This window comes from Brevundimonas sediminis, assembly GCF_048799765.1.
GTDB lineage: Bacteria > Pseudomonadota > Alphaproteobacteria > Caulobacterales > Caulobacteraceae > Brevundimonas.
The window spans coordinates 79,388-94,932 of the sequence record NZ_JBLYQK010000008.1; the positions used below are offsets into that span (position 1 = coordinate 79,388).

Sequence of the window (15,545 nt, forward strand, 5' to 3'; positions counted from 1 at the left end):
CTCCCGCTTTTGGAGAAAGTCAAACGCCGCTCAACCCTTCAACGATCTCAGCATGAGCTCGTGCCGGTAGGCCGCCACGTCGGCCAGGGCGACTTCCAGCTGATCCCGGACCCGGTCCAGCAGCGGCGGCGCCTCGGCCTTCTGCGCCGCCTCCGCCGTCTGGCAGGCCTGCGCCAGCGCGTCCGCTCCGATGCCTGACGCCGCGCCCCGGATCGTGTGCACGGCGTCGCGCCAGCCCTCCTCGCGGACATCCAGCATCGGCGACCACATCGCCGCCTGCTGGCCGAACAGGCCCAGGACCTCGTCGGTGATCGCGTCCTCGCCCCCGGTCATCCGCTCCAGAACGGCGAAGTCGACCGCCCCCGACAGGTCCCTGCGCGCCATCAGCCCTCGACCTCTTCGCCCTTCGCCAGCCGCGAATGGCGCGATGACCAGAGGAGGTAGACCACGAGGCCCAGCACGTTCCAGCCGAGGAAGGCCAGTTGGGTGAAGGGTTTCAGGCTCAGGAAGAAGGTCACACAGCCGATCATGGTGATCGCCCCGACCAGCCACCACAGGGGGGCCTTGAAGACCCGGGGCCGGTTCGGATCCCGCACGCGCAGCACGATCAGGCTCAACCCGACCGCAAAGAAGGCCGCCAGTGTCCCGGCGTTGGCCAACGAGGCCAGTTCGTCCAGCCGCATCACCCCGGCCAGCAGGGCGACGACGATGGCGGTGAAGATGGTCACCACCGCCGGGACGCCCCGGGTCGAGACCTTGGCGAGTCTGCGCGGCAGCAGGCCGTCCCGCGCCATCCCGAGGAAGATGCGGCTCTGGCCGAACAGGAAGGCCAGCAACACGGTCGGCAGCGCGATGACGGCGCTGGCCGCGATCCACTGGGCTGCCGTCCCCTGCCCCATTTCGCGCAGGATCAAAGCCAGGGGCTCGGGACTCTCGGCAAAGCTGGCGACGGGCCGGGCGCCGATCGCGGCGGCGGCCACGATCAGATAAAGGGCCGTGCAGACGACCATCGAGCCGACGATGCCGATAGCCAGATCGCGCTCGGGCCGCTTGGTCTCCTCCGCCGCCGTCGAGATGGCGTCGAAGCCGTAGAAGGCAAAGAAGATGATCGCCGCCGCCGCCATGACGCCGGTCTGCACGAAGGGGGCGCCGAAGCCGTTCGGCATGAAGGGGGTGAAGTGGCTCTTGTCGAAGGCCGGCAAGGCGATGGCCACGAAGGCGATCAGGGCCACGATCTTGATGACCACCAGAACGGCGTTGAGCGTCGCGCTCTCGCGAGTGCCCAGCAGCAGCAGGCCGGTCACCACCGCGATGATGGCGACGGCCGGAAGGTTGATCACCCCGCCCGGCACATGCGGCCCCACCGTCAGGGCCGTCGGCAGATCGATCCCCAATCCGCCCAGGAAGCCGATCGCATAGCCGGACCAACCGACCGCCACCGCCGAGACCACCAGCGAATACTCCAGGATCAGGCTCCAGCCGACGATCCAGGCGATCATCTCGCCCAGCACCGCGTAGGAATAGGTGTAGGCGCTGCCCGCGGCGGGCATCATGGTCGACAGCTCGGCATAGGCCAGGGCCGCGCAGGCGCAGACCAGTCCCGCCAGCGCAAAGCTGATCAGCACCGCCGGCCCCGCCAGCCCGGCGCCCACGCCGATCAGCGTCAGGATGCCGGTGCCGACGATGGCGCCGACGCCCAGCGCCATCAGGTGCGGCCAGCCCAGCGTTTTCTTCAGCGCCGGTCCGTCGTGCGGCGCCAGCATCGCGTCGATCGAGCGACGGCGGTTCCAGAAAGCCATGTCTGCGTTTCCCCTGCGCCGCTCCCCGGCGGCTGATTCCGCAGCGACCCTAGAGCAAAATCGGCCGGGTTGGACATCGTCCAACCCGGCTCGGATTTTACTCAAGCACGGCGCCGGGCCATTTTTCTGGAGTCAGGTCGGATCGACCCGAAGCAAAAGCGGCCCGGCTTCTCCTGCGACAAACCGAAACGGACACGAAAAAGCCCCTTGCCTTCCGTCCGGCGACCCTCTATCTCCCGCCCCTCGCCGACGCCGGTCCCGACCGGATGTCAGCGGGATGACGATGAGTCCGGGTGATTAGCTCAGTTGGTAGAGCAGCTGACTCTTAATCAGCGGGTCCACAGTTCGAACCTGTGATCACCCACCATCGTCCCCCTCCCCCGCAAAATCTGACCGGCGCCCGCGAGGGCCGTCGCGGTGGCCCGGGTTGATCTAGGGATAGTTCGCCCAGGGCAGCTGGAAATGCGGCCCGTCCCTGAACGTCCGCCAGTCGCCGCCCCATTCGATCGGAACGCCGACCTTGGCCGCGCCGGCCTTCATGGCCGCGGCCAGCTGCTGGTACAGGGGCCAGTCCCAGCGGATCTCGCCGTTGACCCGCGCCGCCAGATCGACCGCATGGCCGTTCAGATGCCGGCTCTTCATCGTCCGCGAGGCCCCGCTGGCCACCAGGGCGCGCTGTCGCTCAAGCGTGCGCAGCCCCTCGGTCACCACGAAGTCGATCGGCGACAGATGGGCCGCAGCCCGCACCACCCGGACCAGGTCAGGATGCACGCCGGTCAGGTTCTTCTCGGACCGGGCGTCCAGGACCACCGCCGTCGTCGCCGCAACGGCGTCCGTCGCCTTCAACCCGGACAGCGCCTGCCTCAGCGCCGCCCGGGTGTCCTTGCCCGCCACACCGTCGACCTTCAGTCCGTACTTGCGCTGGAAGAGCCGAACCGCGGCCTTCGTGCGGTCGCCATAGTCGCCGTCCGCGGGGCCCGGATCGAAGCCGAGCTGCGCCAACGCCTGCTGTATCTCGATGACCGTCATCGCTCACCTCGAGTAACGTTGATACTCGAGAATGCCTGACCGCACCCCGGCTGACAACCCATGATGGAAACTGAACTCGCCCTGAAGAGGCATGAACCGGCCGGCCACGGGCGCCGGCGTCGCCCGCCGGGCCGCGCCGCTGGCGTCCGCCGCGCAGGATGCTAGGGTCGCGCCCGTCTTGAATCGGGGGAGAAGGCGATGCAGCGCTTCGGTCGGAACGCGGTCCTGTCGGCGGTCATCGCCTGCACGCTCGCCGGCTGCGCCACAGCGCAGGAGGCGCCGCCCGCCCCGCCGACTCCCTATGACGCCGTCGACCCCTTCATCGGCACGGCGGGCAAGGGCCACACCTTCCCCGGCGCCGTCGCGCCCTTCGGCATGGTGCAGCTCAGCCCCGACACCGACTTCCGGCCCTTCCGTCAGTCCTACGACTGGGCCGCCGGCTATCGCTTCGACGACCCGACCATCCTCGGCTTCTCCCACACCCATTTCTCGGGCACCGGCCACTCGGACCTGGGCGACGTCCTGATCACCCCCGTCTCGGGGGAGGTGCGCTGGGACGCGGGCGATCCCGCCGTACCCAACTCCGGCTATCGCTCCCGCTACAACAAGGCGTCCGAGCGGGCCGAGCCCGGCTATTACGCCGTCAGCCTGACCGACTCCGGCGTCCGCGCCGAGCTGACCGCCGGGGTCCGTGTCGGCCTGCATCGCTACAGCTTCCCGCGCGCCCAGCCCGCCCGCATCCTGCTCGACTTCCGCCCGTCCATCTATGACTACCCGGGCAAGGTGCTGTGGTCGCGCATCCGGGTGCATCCGGACGGCACCGTCACCGGCTTCCGCGAGACGCGCGGCTGGGCCCCGGGCCGCCAGCTCTATTTCGCCATGCGCTTCTCCAAGCCGCTGGTCGGCTATCAGCTGCAGGACCGCGACAGCGAGGTTCCCTACCGCGGCTTCCGCCAGCCGGGCCGCACCATGGATGACCGGGCCCAGGTCCAGGGCCGCCAGCTCGAGGCCGCCTTCGATTTCGGCTCCATCACCGGCCCCCTGCTGGTCAAGGTGGCCATCTCGTCCGTCGACGAGGCCGGTGCCATCCGCAATCTGGACTCCGAGGGCGGAACGTTCGACTTCGACGGCGTCCGCGCCGCCAGCCGCGCCGCCTGGACCGAGGCCCTGGGCGCCGTCGACATCACCGCCCCGGAGGAAATGAGGACCAGCCTCTACACCGCCCTCTATCACTCGCTGATCGCGCCGTCGGTCCACGGCGACGCCGACGGACGCTGGCGCGGACCCGACAACGCCGTCCACGACGCGGACTTCACCGTCCACTCGACCTTCAGCCTGTGGGACACCTTCCGCGCCCAGCACCCGCTGCTGACCCTGGTCCAGCCGGACGCCCGCAACGCCGACATGATCAACTCCCTGATCGCGGCCCGGCAGGTCAGCCCCTACGGCATCCTGCCGGTCTGGTCCTTCGCGGGTCAGGAGACCTGGACCATGATCGGCTACCACGCCGTTCCGGTCATCGCGGACGCCTACCTCAAGGGCGTGCAGGGCATCGACGGCGAGGCCGCCCTGGACGCCATGGTGGCCAGCGCCACCTACCGCCCCTACGGCGGGCTGGGCGACTATATGGACTTGGGCTGGGTGCCCATCGATCGTGAGCCCGAGGCGGCGTCCAAGACCGTCGAATACGCCTATGACGACTGGACCATCGCCCGCATGGCCCAACGGCTGGGCCGCACCGATGTGCAGGCCGTCTTCGACCGCCGCGCGGGGAACTGGCGCAACACCTTCGACCCGGAGACCGGCTTCGTCCGCGCCCGTCTGGCCGACGGAACCTTCCGCACCCCCTTCGACCCGACCGCCATCAACTACGGCTCGGACTACACCGAGGGCAACGCCTGGCAGTATTCGTGGTTCGTGCCGCAGGACATGGCCGCCCTCGTCACCGCCATGGGCGGGGATCAGGCCACCGTGGCGAAGCTCGACGCCATGTTCGATTACGACAACACCGGGCTGGACTACTCCCACGCCGAGGACATCGCGGGCCTGATCGGCCAGTACATCCACGGCAACGAGCCCAGCCACCACTCGGCCTACGCCTATGTCTTCGCCGGCGCCCCGTGGCGGACGCAGGCCCGGCTGAAGCAGATCATGGACACCCAGTACCACCCCGGCCCGGCCGGTCTGGCGGGCAATGACGACGTCGGCCAGATGTCGGCCTGGCTGATGTTCACGGCGCTGGGCTTCTATCCGGTCACACCCGGCTCGGGCCAGTACGTCATCGGCCGCCCCTTTGTGGAGCGCGCGGTCCTGAACCTGCCCAACGGCAATCGCTTCACCATCTCCACCGAGGGCCTCGCCGACGAGAACCTCTACGTCCAGTCCGTCAGCCTCAACGGCCGCCCCCTCGGCCGCACCTGGATCGGCCACGACGAAATCCAGGCGGGTGGAGAGCTCCACTTCGTCATGGGCGCGGAGCCGAACCTGATCTGGGGCACGACGGCGGCGGAGCGACCGTATGCGATGAGCGGTTACGGGGGATCGGCTTTGGGATTGAGCCAGTAGAGCCCGATGTCCGACAACGACCTGATGGCTGCGCTTGAGCAGTTCGACATTACCGAGGCAAATCTCTCCAAGCTCGAACGACTCTGGTCGGAGATGGAAGCATTGCTTCCGACGGGCCCTGCATTGGGTTCAAGCCTAGAATACGATGAACGCCGCCGTGCGTATGATCTCGTGCTGCGAGAGTTGCCATCCGCTAGCGGCTTCAAGCCGAACGATGATCCGCCGACACCGGATGCAGTAGGTCAAGCTCGCTTAGACTACATGGAGCTTGGCGAACCGGGAGCCGAGTTTGCAGTCGATCGCTGGATTGAAGAAACTTCGCAAAGCCTCAGCGAGTACCGCTTTCACCTACAGTCACTCCGCCGGGCGTTAGTTCGGGATGCTATCGTCGGGTTGATTTCCGATGTGGACGACGAATTGCCGCGTATCCGCGCAACAATCGGCGAAGCTGCATCGCATGTGAAAATCGGGGACGGGCTCGCCCCCTTAAAATCGCTCATCGAACAAATAGGTGTTCTCATCGGCAGCGGATCAAAGCCCGCGCGGTGGGGCATGCTTCATCGCCATCTACACTTCGGAATGGTGGGCGATCTCACCGACATCGAAACGTCCGATTGGCCCGAAGTGAGGGCTGGCCTTCAAGCTGATCTGTACGGGCAGAACGAGCCCAAACCGGTCGCGGTTAAGGAGTTAGGTGATCTAGTCGCGGCGAAGCCGACAGGCGTTGTAACGAGCAAACTTGCTTGGAAGAATATCGACGACGACGGGTTCGAACGTGTCTTGTTTGAACTTATCGCGAAAACGCCGGGATACGAGAATCCGCAATGGCTAACCGCCACACGTGCGGCTGATCGCGGGCGCGATCTCTCTGTCTGGAGAGTGACTGTTGATCCCTTGGCGGGCACGATCCGACAGCGCGTCATCATTCAATGCAAGCACTGGCTGTCCCGAAGCCTAAACATCGCGGACATCGCCGCGACGAAAGAGCAAATGCCGCTATGGGGTAACCCGAAAGTCGAGGTTCTCGTCTTTGCAACGAGCGGCCGCTTCTCAACCGATGCTGTTACCTGGATTGAACAGCACAACGCCGAAAACAAATCCCCCCGCATCGAGATGTGGCCCGACAACCATCTTGAGCACCTATTGAGCTCTAGACCCGGAATCGTCGGCGCACACGGCCTTCGTTAGCCCCGCACAACCCCCCTCAGCACACACGCCTCCGTGCTCAGCTGCAGCCGGTCCAGATCGACCCGCCGCGGCTCGGCGAACATGATGAAGTAGTATTTCATCTGCTCCGACCACCAGTAGCCGGGGCAGTTGTCGCCCTGCTCCATCGGGCGGGTCGTGATGTCCTTCAGTGAGGTGTAGCCATAGGCCGCCTTCGAGGTGGCCTTCATGTTGCGATAGTGGATCGCCGTCAGGGCCCGGTAGCGGTCGTCGCGGTCGCCCAGCCACAGGTTCAAACAGGCGTCGGCGAACTCGGGGCGCAGGCCGGTGCCCTTGCCGCGCGGGGTGCGGGTCCGCACGTCCGTCGATTCCGGGATGATGACGTACTGCTCCTGCATCTCCGTATAGGTGGCCAAGAAGTCGTCGCCGGCGGCCTTCAGCCCCACCTGCCCCAGCAGCCCGGCCAGATAGGCGCCCAGCACCGTCTGTGAGTAGCCGGTCGTCTCGGCGGTCTCATAGTCCACCATCGGGAACCACAGGCGGCCGTCGAAGCGCTTGCCCTGATGGGCCACCATCGCGCCCATGCACTCCTCGGCCCAGCGCTTCATGTCGGTGTCGCCGAACAGCTCCCAGCTGTCCCACAGATATTCGTAGAAGCTGTCCGCATAGACGTCGATCGAGGCGTTGCGGCTGGTGAACAGGCCCGTCTCGGCGTGGATGTTGGCGGCCATCAGCCCCTTGTCCGACCGCATATCCAGCGCGTGCTTCATCGCCCGCTTGGCCGCCGCATAGTAGCGGTCGTCGCCGGTCAGCTGGCCCAGCACCCCGAACTCGGTCGCATAGGTGCCGATCTCGGCCAGGTTGGTCTCCGGGTCGCGCACCGCCCCGGTCTTCAGGTTCACATAGCGGTACGGCAGGCCGTGCGGCGACGCGTCGAACGCCTTCATCAACCGGTCCGCCAGATCCTTCGCCTTCTCCAGCAGCACCGGATCGCCGCACGCCAGGTGCGCCGACACCAGACCGCCGACCAGACGGATGTTGGTCTCGAACACCTGCGAGAAGGCGTCCACGTCGAAGTTCAGGCTGGACTTCACCCAGTCCACGCCCGCCTGGAACTCCTCGTCCAGCTCCATGATCCACAGGGTGTCCAGCGCCTCGACCAGCGACAGGCCCAGATCATGGCCCTCGATGAAGAAGGAGCGCGCCGTGCCCGAGACCGGGTTGATCTCGTCCTTGCCCCAGGCCTTGGCGACATAGTGGTCCCAGGCCCATTTGAACTCGGCCTTCACATCGGCGCCGAGCGCGGCCCAATCTTCAGACTGCGCGGCGGCGCGGGCGGGAAGTCCCGTCAGGCCGAGCGCGGCGAGACCGCCGGAAAGGGCGAGGGCGTGGCGGCGAGTCAGTCGGTGCTGGGTCATGCCCCACCCTATCGCGACCGGCGGCGCGGGCAACGGCTCACCCCGCCTGATCGTCCAGTCCCCGACAGGCGGCGATGAAGGCCTCCGGGACCGGCACGGTCCGGCGCGGCGCGTCCGGCGCCACGCAGACATAGGTCAGCCCCACGTCGGCCAGCAGTTCCTCGTCCCGGAACACCGCCACCCGCGGCTGGAAGGAGGTCCGGCCGAACCGCTCGATCCGCGCCCCCAATCGCAGCGCGTCATCGAACCGCGCCGAGGCCCTGAAATCGACCGACGCCCCGGCCGCGAACATGTCGATGCCCAGCGTCGCCAGCCCGTCGACGCCCGCATAGCCGATGGCGCGCATGTACTCGCTCATCGCGACGTCGGCGTAGACCAGATAGTTCGGATTGAAGACCACGCCCTGCATGTCCACCTCGGACCAGCGCACGCGCAGGGGCTCGAAGAAGGCGAAATCGGCGGGCGTCGAGGGTGTGTCGAAAGCAGGCATGCCGCCACGCTAGGCCGGCGCTTCAGCGCCCCGCAAGGCGCCGCCACGTCAGCGGCCCGTCAGTGGCCCGTGAGCGGGATGACCTCAGCCGAAAGCCGCCGGCCCCTGCCCGACCATCCACGGCGGCTCGGGCATGGCGGCCCGGGCCTGCGCCTGGGCGCGGGTCCAGCGGTCGTGCAGGTCCATGAAATAGGGATCGTCCGCCTCGATCCGGCGTACATCGCCGCTGATCATGTCGCGGCGCAGGGTCAGCATGTCGAACGGCGCCCCGACGCCCACATTGCAGCGCATCGTGGTCGAGAAGGAGATCAGGCCCAGCTTGACCGCCTCCGCCAGCGGGGTGCTGCCGCGCATGCCGCTGACCAGGATGGGCTTGCCGTATTTGGACTCGCCGATCTGCAGGAAGGGCGTGTCGGGCCCGCACTCGATGAAATTGCCCTGGCTGTAGATCAGGAACAGCTGCATCGGCCCGCCGGCGATCTGGCCGCCCAGCAGCATCGAGGCCGAAGTGTTCAGGCTGTCCGCCTCCAGCGCCGGGGCGATCGACTGCCGCACGCTGCGCAGGGCGTGGCCCAGCAGCTGGGCGCAGCGGAACAGGGTCGGGGCCGTCTCCAGAGTCTCGGGGGGTTCGCCGACGTTCAGGTGCACGCCTTCGCGGACCATGGCCAGCGCCGTCTGGGTCACGGACAGGTTGCCCGCGGTGGCGATCGCCATCACCCGCTCGCCCGGCTGGTCGACGACGTGCAGCTTCCGATAGGATGAGATGTTGTCCACGCCCGCGTTCGTGCGGGTGTCGGCGATCATCGCCAGCCCCTCATCGACCAGCAGGCCTACGCAATAGGTCATTGGACGCGTCGTATCCCGCGAACGTCAGAATCCGGCGAACCGTAGCAGATTCCCGCGACGGCCAACCCCGCGTTCACGCCTGCTGCTGTCCCTGTTGCATGTCCGCATCACGGACGGTCAGCTTCACGGCCAGGGTTTCCCCGCTGCCGCCGTAGCTGGTCCCCCGCACCGGGGCGGCGCCGAGGTAGTCCAGGCCGGTGGCGATGCGGACGTAGCGCTCGGTCGGGCAGACGCCGTTGGCGGGATCGAAGCCGACCCAGCCCAGCCCCTCGATCCAGGCTTCGGCCCAGGCGTGGGCGGCTTCCTGATCGGCCCGGTCGCGCCGCGCCAGATGCCCGGAGACATAGCGGGCCGGCACGCCCATATGCCGCGCGCAGGCGATGAAGACGTGGGCATGGTCCTGACAGACCCCCCGCCCCAGCGCCAGCACTTCGCTGGCGGTGTGGGTCGGCGTCGTCACCCCGACCTCGAAGGCCACCGATCCGTGGATCGCCGCCATCAGCCGGTGCATCCGGTCCAGCGGCGGATGGGCCAGGAACTCCGAGGCGAAGACCGAAATCAGCCGGTCGCGCGCGGTCAGGTCGGTGTCCCGCAGGAACACCAGCGGCGACAGACGCTCCTGGTCCGGCGGGATCACCCCTGCGGTGTCGGTGGTCACCACCTCCCCGGTCACCCGGATGGTCAGGCTGTCGGTCGGCTGTTCGGTGTAGAGGGCGTGGACAATGTTTCCGAAAGCGTCCTCGGACTTGCGCAGACGGGCGTCGACGTCGGTCTCCACCTGCCAGTAGCGCACCGTCTGCGCCTCGCTGGACCGTGGCGTCAGACGCAGCGTCTGGATGATGAACCGCGCCGCCCGATCATAGGCGTAGGTGGTCGCATGGTCGATCCGGATCCGCATCAATCAGCTCAGGTACTGCTCGGTGATCGACTGTCCCAGCCGGATGTTCTCGGCCAGGAAGCCCTGGATGTATTCGTGCAGACCCGCCTGGAAGATGGTCTCGATCTTCGCCGACTCCAGCGCCCGCATCCGCTCCGCCGCCAGCCGTTGCGCCGGTCCGCGCCGCCCGTAGTCGCTGGCCAGCTTCTCCAGATAACGCACGATCGAGGCCTGGCAGCTGGCCAGCGAGCGCGGCATCTGCCGGTTCAGCACCAGCAGGTCGGCCACCAGCCACGGTTTGACGCTGTCCCGGTAGACCCAGCGATAGGCCGTCAGGGCCGAGACCTCGCGCAGCAGGGTCGTCCACTGGAAATAGTCCAGCTGTCCGCCCACCCGTTCGCCCTCGGGCAGCAGCAGGTGGTATTTCACGTCCAGCAGCCGGGCGGTGTTGTCCGCCCGCTCGATCGCCGCGCCCAGCCTCAGGAAATAGTAGGCGTCGTTGCGCAGCATCGTCCGTGAGGCCGCGCCCTCGACCGACAGGGTGACCGTCTTCACCCACTCCAGGAAATGGCCGAACTCGTCGCGCCGGGTCGGCTGCCCCTGTTCCGCCAGCCCGTTCCAGGCGCCGTTGATCGCCTCCCACAGCTCGACCGTCAGGGCGGTGCGCACCGAACGCGCATTGGTCCGCGCCCGGGTGATGCAGGCGGTGATCGAGGACGGATTTTCCGGCGAGAAGGCCAGATACTCGCGCACCGACTTCTCCGTCGGCGCCCGACCCAGGGCCTTGGGCGCGCCGGCCGAGGCCAGGGCGCTGGCCCAAACCGTCTCGGCGTCGCCGTCCCCGCGCGTGGGAATGGCCGCCAGCCGGATCGTGGCTTCCAGAATACGGGCGAGGAAGTCCGCCCGCTCGATATAGCGGCCCGTCCAGTACAGGCTGTCTGCGGTCCTCGAGAGCATACTAGAACCCGCTCATCCCGGCGGAAGCCGGGACCCAGTTCTGTGGGTGATGAGCCTTGGACAAGGGTTTGCTGAGGCCAATCCTGCGGCGCAGGCGCCCTGCTGGACAGGACTGGGTCCCGGCTTTCACCGGGATGAGCGGATGTTTGATCATCTCAAACATCCAGCACCCAGGTGTCCTTGGTCCCGCCGCCCTGGCTGGAGTTGACCACCAGCGAGCCCGGCTTCAGCGCCACGCGGGTCAACCCGCCCGGCGCCACCTTCACCCCCTCGGGGCTCGACAGGACGAACGGCCGCAGATCGACGTGACGCGGCGCCAGCTCCGCCCCCGAACCGATCTTGTCCAGCGTCGGCGCGGTGGACAGGGCCAGGGTCGGCTGGGCGATGAAGTCGTCCGGATCCGCGATCAGCTTCTGGCGGAAGCTCTCGATCTCCGCCCTGGTCGAGGCCGGGCCGACCAGCATGCCGTAGCCGCCGGAGCCGCCCACCTCCTTGACCACCAGCTCGCCCAGATTGGCCAGCACGTGCTTCAGGGCGTCCGGCTCGCGGCACCGCCAGGTCGGCACATTGTTCAGGATCGGCTCCTCGCCGGTGAAGAAGCGGATGATATCCGGCATGTAGGTATAGACGGCCTTGTCGTCCGCCACCCCGGTGCCCACCGCATTGGCCAGGGTCACCGTCCCCGCCTCATAGGCCATCATCAGTCCCGGCACGCCCAGGGCCGAGTCCGGACGGAAGGTCAGGGGATCGAGGAAGGCGTCGTCGATGCGGCGGTAGATGACGTCGACCTGCTGCTGCCCCTCGGTCGTGCGCATGTAGACCTTGCCGTCATCGACGAAGAGGTCCCGTCCCTCGACCAGCTCCACCCCCAGCTTGTCGGCCAGGAAGCTGTGCTCGTAGTAGGCGGAATTGAACGGCCCCGGCGTCAGCACCACGATGGTCGGATCGCTTCCGGCCCCCACCGGCGCGCTGGCCCGCAGGGACGCCAGCAGCATGTCGGCATAGGTCTCGACCGGCCGCACCGGATAGTCCGCGAACAGGTCCGGGAACAGCCGCATCATCATCTCGCGGTTCTCCAGCATGTAGGAGACCCCCGACGGCGTGCGGCAGTTGTCCTCCAGCACGTAGAAGCCGTCCTCGCCCGTGCGCACCAGGTCCACCCCCGCGATCTGGACCCAGATGTCGCGCGGGGGGCGGCGGCCCTGCATCTCGGGCGCATACTGCGGATTGGTCAGGATCAGCTCGGCCGGCACGACGCCCGCCTTCAGGCACTCCTGCTTGCCGTACACATCCGACAGGAAGGCGTTGATGGCCGAGACCCGCTGGACCAGCCCCTTCTCCAGTCCGGCCCATTCCGCCGCCCCGATGATCCGGGGCACGACGTCGAACGGGATCAGCCGCTCGGCGGACTCGGCGTCGCCGTAGACCGCGAAGGTGATGCCCATGCGCCGGAAGAAGAGTTCGGCCTGGCGCGAGCGCGCCTGCAGCAGCCCCTCGGGCGCCTCCGCCAGCCAGCGCGCCAGTCCGCGATAGCTGTCGCGAACCTCGCCGTCGTAACCGGATGTCCCACCGGACATTTCGTCAAAGGCCATGCCGTCCCCGCCGCAAGGTTTTTGCAGCGTGGCCCGACAGGCGACGCTCGCGCAACAGGAATGTTGCGGTGCGGCAAAGGTTCAGCCGAAATCGAACGACCGACGCCTACTGAACATTGTTTATATATCCGACTCCCCAGCTTCATGCCGCGGTCGCTCCACCGTCGCCGTTGCGGCATACAGCCCCGCTAGATCGGCGCTCTCAAACCTCCGGGGGCAGCCATGATTCACCGCGTTCAACGTTCGTCCACCCTGCTCGGCGCCAGCGCCCTGGGTCTCGTCTGGGCCCTCGCCGGCGCCGCGCAGGCGCAGCAGGCCGAGCCGACCCAGCTGGACGAGATCATCGTCACCGCCCAGCTGCGCGAACAGAGCGCCGTCGAGGTGCCCTTCGCCCTGACCGCCCTGAACGGCGAGCGCCTCGAAAATCTGGGGGTGCAGGACTTCGAGGAGCTGTCGGCCTTCACCCCGGGCTTCATCGTCCAGAACCAGTCGCCCAACAACCCGGGCTTCGTGATGCGCGGCATCACCTCGGACTCGGGTGAATCCACCACCGAGCCGCGCGTCTCGGTCTTCCAGGACGGCGTCTCGATCTCCAAGTCGCGCGGCTCCTATGTCGAACTGTTCGACATCGAGCGGGTCGAGGTCGCCCGCGGTCCGCAGTCGACCCTCTACGGCCGCGGCGCCCTGATCGGCGCGGTCAATGTGATCCAGAACAAGGCGGACATCGACGGCTGGGACGCCGCCGGCCGCGCCGGCTTCGGCGACTTCGGCTACCGCATGGGCGAGCTGATGGTGAACGCCCCGGTCGGCGACAACGCCGCCATCCGCTTCGCCACCCGCATGAAGACCCGCGACGGCTATGTCGACAACCTGCTCGGCGGCGCGGACTACAACGGTTTCGACACCCAGGCCTTCCGCCTCTCGGGCGCCTTCGAGCCCGTCAACGGCGTTCGCTTCGATCTGATCGCCAACTACCAGACCGACGGTGCCCCGGGCACCTCGTTCAAGTCGCTGGCCTATGCGCCGCAGGACCCGAACACCGGCGCCGTCATCGGCTCCGCCGCCCCCTGGGAGGGCGCGGCCCTCACTCCGGGCGCCAACATCGACGGCGGCAAGCCTCTCGGTCTGGATCGCGAGGTCTGGGGCCTGACGGGCATCACCCGGATCGACCTGTCGGACAGCCTGACCCTGACCTCGACCAGCGCCTACCGCAGCTTCGACTCCTATGAAGTCTTCGACGCGGACGGCCTGTCCCTGCCCCTGCTCACCGCCGTCGAGGACGCGCAGGGCGAGCAGTGGAGCCAGGAGTTCCGCCTGAACTGGGACAACGGCGGCGCCTTCTCGGGCTTCGTCGGCGCCGGCTATTTCAAGGAAGAGGGCTCGCAGCGCACCCCGACCGAGTTCAACGAGCGCATCGCCCTGGCCCAGCTGGCCGGCCTGCTCGACGGCGCGCCCGGCGTCGCCGGACCCAATTTCCTGCCGCTGGCCGCCTATTCGAACCCGGCCCTGCTGGACCCGATCCTGCTCGGCCTCGGCCTGCCGGCCCCGGCTGTCCCGGGCATCCGCAACAATCTCAAGGCCTCGCACATCGAGACCGCGACCAATGCCAGCGAACTGGAATCGATCGACCTGTTCGCCGACCTGACCTGGCGCCCGACCGACCGGCTGGAGCTGTCGGCCGGCGTCCGCTGGACCCAGGACGACAAGACCAGCGGCTTCTCCTCGGCGGTGCTGAACGGCCGGTCTGTCGCCGGCAGCCTGCTCGGTCTCCAGCAGATCCAGGGCCAGATCGCCCAGCTCATCGCGCTCGGCACGCCCGAGGCCCTGACCCAGGCCGCCCAGCTCGGCGCCTTCGCCAACGGCCTGGTCACCCAGCTGGCCACCCCGGGCGCCGCGACCGCCCCGGTCAGCGCCGCCTTCCCCGCCTTCGGCCTGACCTTCCAGCCGACCGCCAACAACGGCGACTTCATCTACCAGGATCTGGAGGACGACGGCTTCACCTGGCGCGTCACCGGCCGCTACGCCATCGGTGACGAGTCCAGCCTCTACGCCAACTACGCCCGCGGCCGTCGTCCGGCGGTTCTGGCCGCCGGCGCGCCCTCGGCCCCGTTCGCCGCGCCCGACTTCACCTTCGTCGACGCCGAGGAAGTCGACAGCTACGAGATCGGCGCCAAGACCACCGGCCTGTTCGACGGCGCCCTGCACCTCGACGGCTCGGTCTATCTCTACGACTACTCGAACTTCCAGACGACCATCCAGGTCGGCACCCAGTTCATCACCACCAACGCCGGCGAGGCCCGGTCCTACGGCTTCGAGGGCCAGGCCTTCCTGAGCCTGAACGAGTTCGTCGATGTCTTCGGCACCTACGCCTGGAACCACTCGCGGTTCGAGGCGGGCATCTACGACGGCAACCGCTTCCGCCTGTCGCCGGACCACCGCGCCTCGTTCGGCCTGTCGGTCCGCGTCCCGCTGCCGGGCGGCGAACTGGCCGTCCTGCCGACCTACGCCTGGCAGTCGAAGATGTTCTTCGACGACAACAACGACCGCACCGATCTGCAGACCGGCAACTTCGTCCCCGACACCGTCGTCGACGAATACCAGGACGCCTACGGGGTGCTGAACCTGCGCATCCGCTACACCGCCGCCCAGGGTCACTGGTCGGTCGAGGCCTTCGCCGACAACCTGCTGGATGAGAAGTTCATCAAGGACGCGGGCAACACCGGCGACGGCCTGGGTCTGCCGACCTTCATCGCCGGCGAGCCCCGCACCGTCGGTCTCGTCTTCGGCGTCAAATACTGAGGTAGG

At 67.7% G+C, this 15,545-nt stretch carries 12 protein-coding genes and 1 tRNA gene; 4 read left to right on the forward strand and 9 right to left on the reverse strand.

Annotated elements, in window-relative coordinates; genetic code table 11:
- Positions 1 to 30: 30 nt before the first annotated feature.
- Both ACLQ7T_RS06840 and ACLQ7T_RS06845 read right to left on the reverse strand, forming a co-directional pair.
- Positions 31 to 384, reverse strand: a complete 354-nt coding sequence (locus ACLQ7T_RS06840) for an Hpt domain-containing protein (protein ID WP_420478749.1) — start codon at positions 382 to 384, stop codon at positions 31 to 33.
- The gene (locus ACLQ7T_RS06845) at positions 384 to 1,799 is read right to left on the reverse strand and encodes an amino acid permease (protein WP_420478750.1); all 1,416 of its coding nucleotides are present in this window, start codon (positions 1,797 to 1,799) and stop codon (positions 384 to 386) included. The genes ACLQ7T_RS06840 and ACLQ7T_RS06845 overlap by 1 nt, the downstream gene beginning before the upstream one ends.
- A gap of 291 nt (positions 1,800 to 2,090) precedes the next feature.
- Between ACLQ7T_RS06845 and ACLQ7T_RS06850 the strand changes: the two genes are divergently transcribed.
- A tRNA-Lys gene (locus ACLQ7T_RS06850) sits at positions 2,091 to 2,166 on the forward strand.
- A 65-nt stretch (positions 2,167 to 2,231) separates the two neighbouring features.
- Here the strand turns inward: ACLQ7T_RS06850 and ACLQ7T_RS06855 are convergent.
- Complete coding sequence (locus tag ACLQ7T_RS06855) at positions 2,232 to 2,828, reverse strand: peptidoglycan-binding protein (RefSeq protein WP_420478751.1); 597 nt, start codon at positions 2,826 to 2,828, stop codon at positions 2,232 to 2,234.
- 198 nt (positions 2,829 to 3,026) lie between these two features.
- Here ACLQ7T_RS06855 and ACLQ7T_RS06860 point away from each other — a divergent pair, with 198 nt between their 5' ends.
- Positions 3,027 to 5,393, forward strand: a complete 2,367-nt coding sequence (locus ACLQ7T_RS06860) for a GH92 family glycosyl hydrolase (protein ID WP_420478752.1) — start codon at positions 3,027 to 3,029, stop codon at positions 5,391 to 5,393.
- A gap of 6 nt (positions 5,394 to 5,399) precedes the next feature.
- Positions 5,400 to 6,581: a restriction endonuclease gene (locus ACLQ7T_RS06865; RefSeq protein ID WP_420478753.1), complete on the forward strand. Its 1,182-nt coding sequence runs from the start codon at positions 5,400 to 5,402 to the stop codon at positions 6,579 to 6,581.
- Here ACLQ7T_RS06865 and ACLQ7T_RS06870 read toward each other — a convergent pair.
- The 6 genes from ACLQ7T_RS06870 to ACLQ7T_RS06895 form a co-directional block, all read right to left on the reverse strand.
- The gene (locus ACLQ7T_RS06870) at positions 6,578 to 7,978 is read right to left on the reverse strand and encodes a glycoside hydrolase family 47 protein (RefSeq protein WP_420478754.1); all 1,401 of its coding nucleotides are present in this window, start codon (positions 7,976 to 7,978) and stop codon (positions 6,578 to 6,580) included. The genes ACLQ7T_RS06865 and ACLQ7T_RS06870 overlap by 4 nt on opposite strands.
- A gap of 37 nt (positions 7,979 to 8,015) precedes the next feature.
- Positions 8,016 to 8,468, reverse strand: coding sequence for an acyl-CoA thioesterase (locus tag ACLQ7T_RS06875; protein WP_420478755.1), 453 nt, complete (start codon positions 8,466 to 8,468; stop codon positions 8,016 to 8,018).
- Between the two features lie 84 nt (positions 8,469 to 8,552).
- Positions 8,553 to 9,314 (reverse strand): proteasome-type protease, encoded by a 762-nt coding sequence (locus ACLQ7T_RS06880; RefSeq protein ID WP_420478756.1) that lies wholly within the window; start codon positions 9,312 to 9,314, stop codon positions 8,553 to 8,555.
- Positions 9,315 to 9,387: 73 nt separating this feature from the next.
- Complete coding sequence (locus ACLQ7T_RS06885) at positions 9,388 to 10,212, reverse strand: transglutaminase family protein (RefSeq protein WP_420478757.1); 825 nt, start codon at positions 10,210 to 10,212, stop codon at positions 9,388 to 9,390.
- A gap of 3 nt (positions 10,213 to 10,215) precedes the next feature.
- A complete protein-coding gene (locus ACLQ7T_RS06890) occupies positions 10,216 to 11,148 on the reverse strand; it encodes an alpha-E domain-containing protein (RefSeq protein WP_420478758.1) in 933 nt (310 codons plus the stop codon).
- A gap of 155 nt (positions 11,149 to 11,303) precedes the next feature.
- Positions 11,304 to 12,740, reverse strand: coding sequence for a circularly permuted type 2 ATP-grasp protein (locus ACLQ7T_RS06895; RefSeq protein WP_420478759.1), 1,437 nt, complete (start codon positions 12,738 to 12,740; stop codon positions 11,304 to 11,306).
- Between the two features lie 222 nt (positions 12,741 to 12,962).
- Here ACLQ7T_RS06895 and ACLQ7T_RS06900 point away from each other — a divergent pair, with 222 nt between their 5' ends.
- Complete coding sequence (locus ACLQ7T_RS06900) at positions 12,963 to 15,539, forward strand: TonB-dependent receptor (RefSeq protein ID WP_420478760.1); 2,577 nt, start codon at positions 12,963 to 12,965, stop codon at positions 15,537 to 15,539.
- The last annotated feature ends 6 nt before the right edge of the window (positions 15,540 to 15,545 follow it).

Coding starts and splice junctions, on each gene's coding strand:
- ACLQ7T_RS06875 (WP_420478755.1), bottom strand. CDS start 8,468: ATGCCTGCTTTCGACACACCCTCGACGCCCGCCGATTTCGCCTTCTTC.
- ACLQ7T_RS06865 (WP_420478753.1), top strand. CDS start 5,400: ATGTCCGACAACGACCTGATGGCTGCGCTTGAGCAGTTCGACATTACC.
- ACLQ7T_RS06855 (WP_420478751.1), bottom strand. CDS start 2,828: ATGACGGTCATCGAGATACAGCAGGCGTTGGCGCAGCTCGGCTTCGAT.
- ACLQ7T_RS06890 (WP_420478758.1), bottom strand. CDS start 11,148: ATGCTCTCGAGGACCGCAGACAGCCTGTACTGGACGGGCCGCTATATC.
- ACLQ7T_RS06845 (WP_420478750.1), bottom strand. CDS start 1,799: ATGGCTTTCTGGAACCGCCGTCGCTCGATCGACGCGATGCTGGCGCCG.
- ACLQ7T_RS06870 (WP_420478754.1), bottom strand. CDS start 7,978: ATGACCCAGCACCGACTGACTCGCCGCCACGCCCTCGCCCTTTCCGGC.
- ACLQ7T_RS06895 (WP_420478759.1), bottom strand. CDS start 12,740: ATGGCCTTTGACGAAATGTCCGGTGGGACATCCGGTTACGACGGCGAG.
- ACLQ7T_RS06880 (WP_420478756.1), bottom strand. CDS start 9,314: ATGACCTATTGCGTAGGCCTGCTGGTCGATGAGGGGCTGGCGATGATC.
- ACLQ7T_RS06860 (WP_420478752.1), top strand. CDS start 3,027: ATGCAGCGCTTCGGTCGGAACGCGGTCCTGTCGGCGGTCATCGCCTGC.
- ACLQ7T_RS06885 (WP_420478757.1), bottom strand. CDS start 10,212: ATGCGGATCCGGATCGACCATGCGACCACCTACGCCTATGATCGGGCG.
- ACLQ7T_RS06900 (WP_420478760.1), top strand. CDS start 12,963: ATGATTCACCGCGTTCAACGTTCGTCCACCCTGCTCGGCGCCAGCGCC.
- ACLQ7T_RS06840 (WP_420478749.1), bottom strand. CDS start 384: ATGGCGCGCAGGGACCTGTCGGGGGCGGTCGACTTCGCCGTTCTGGAG.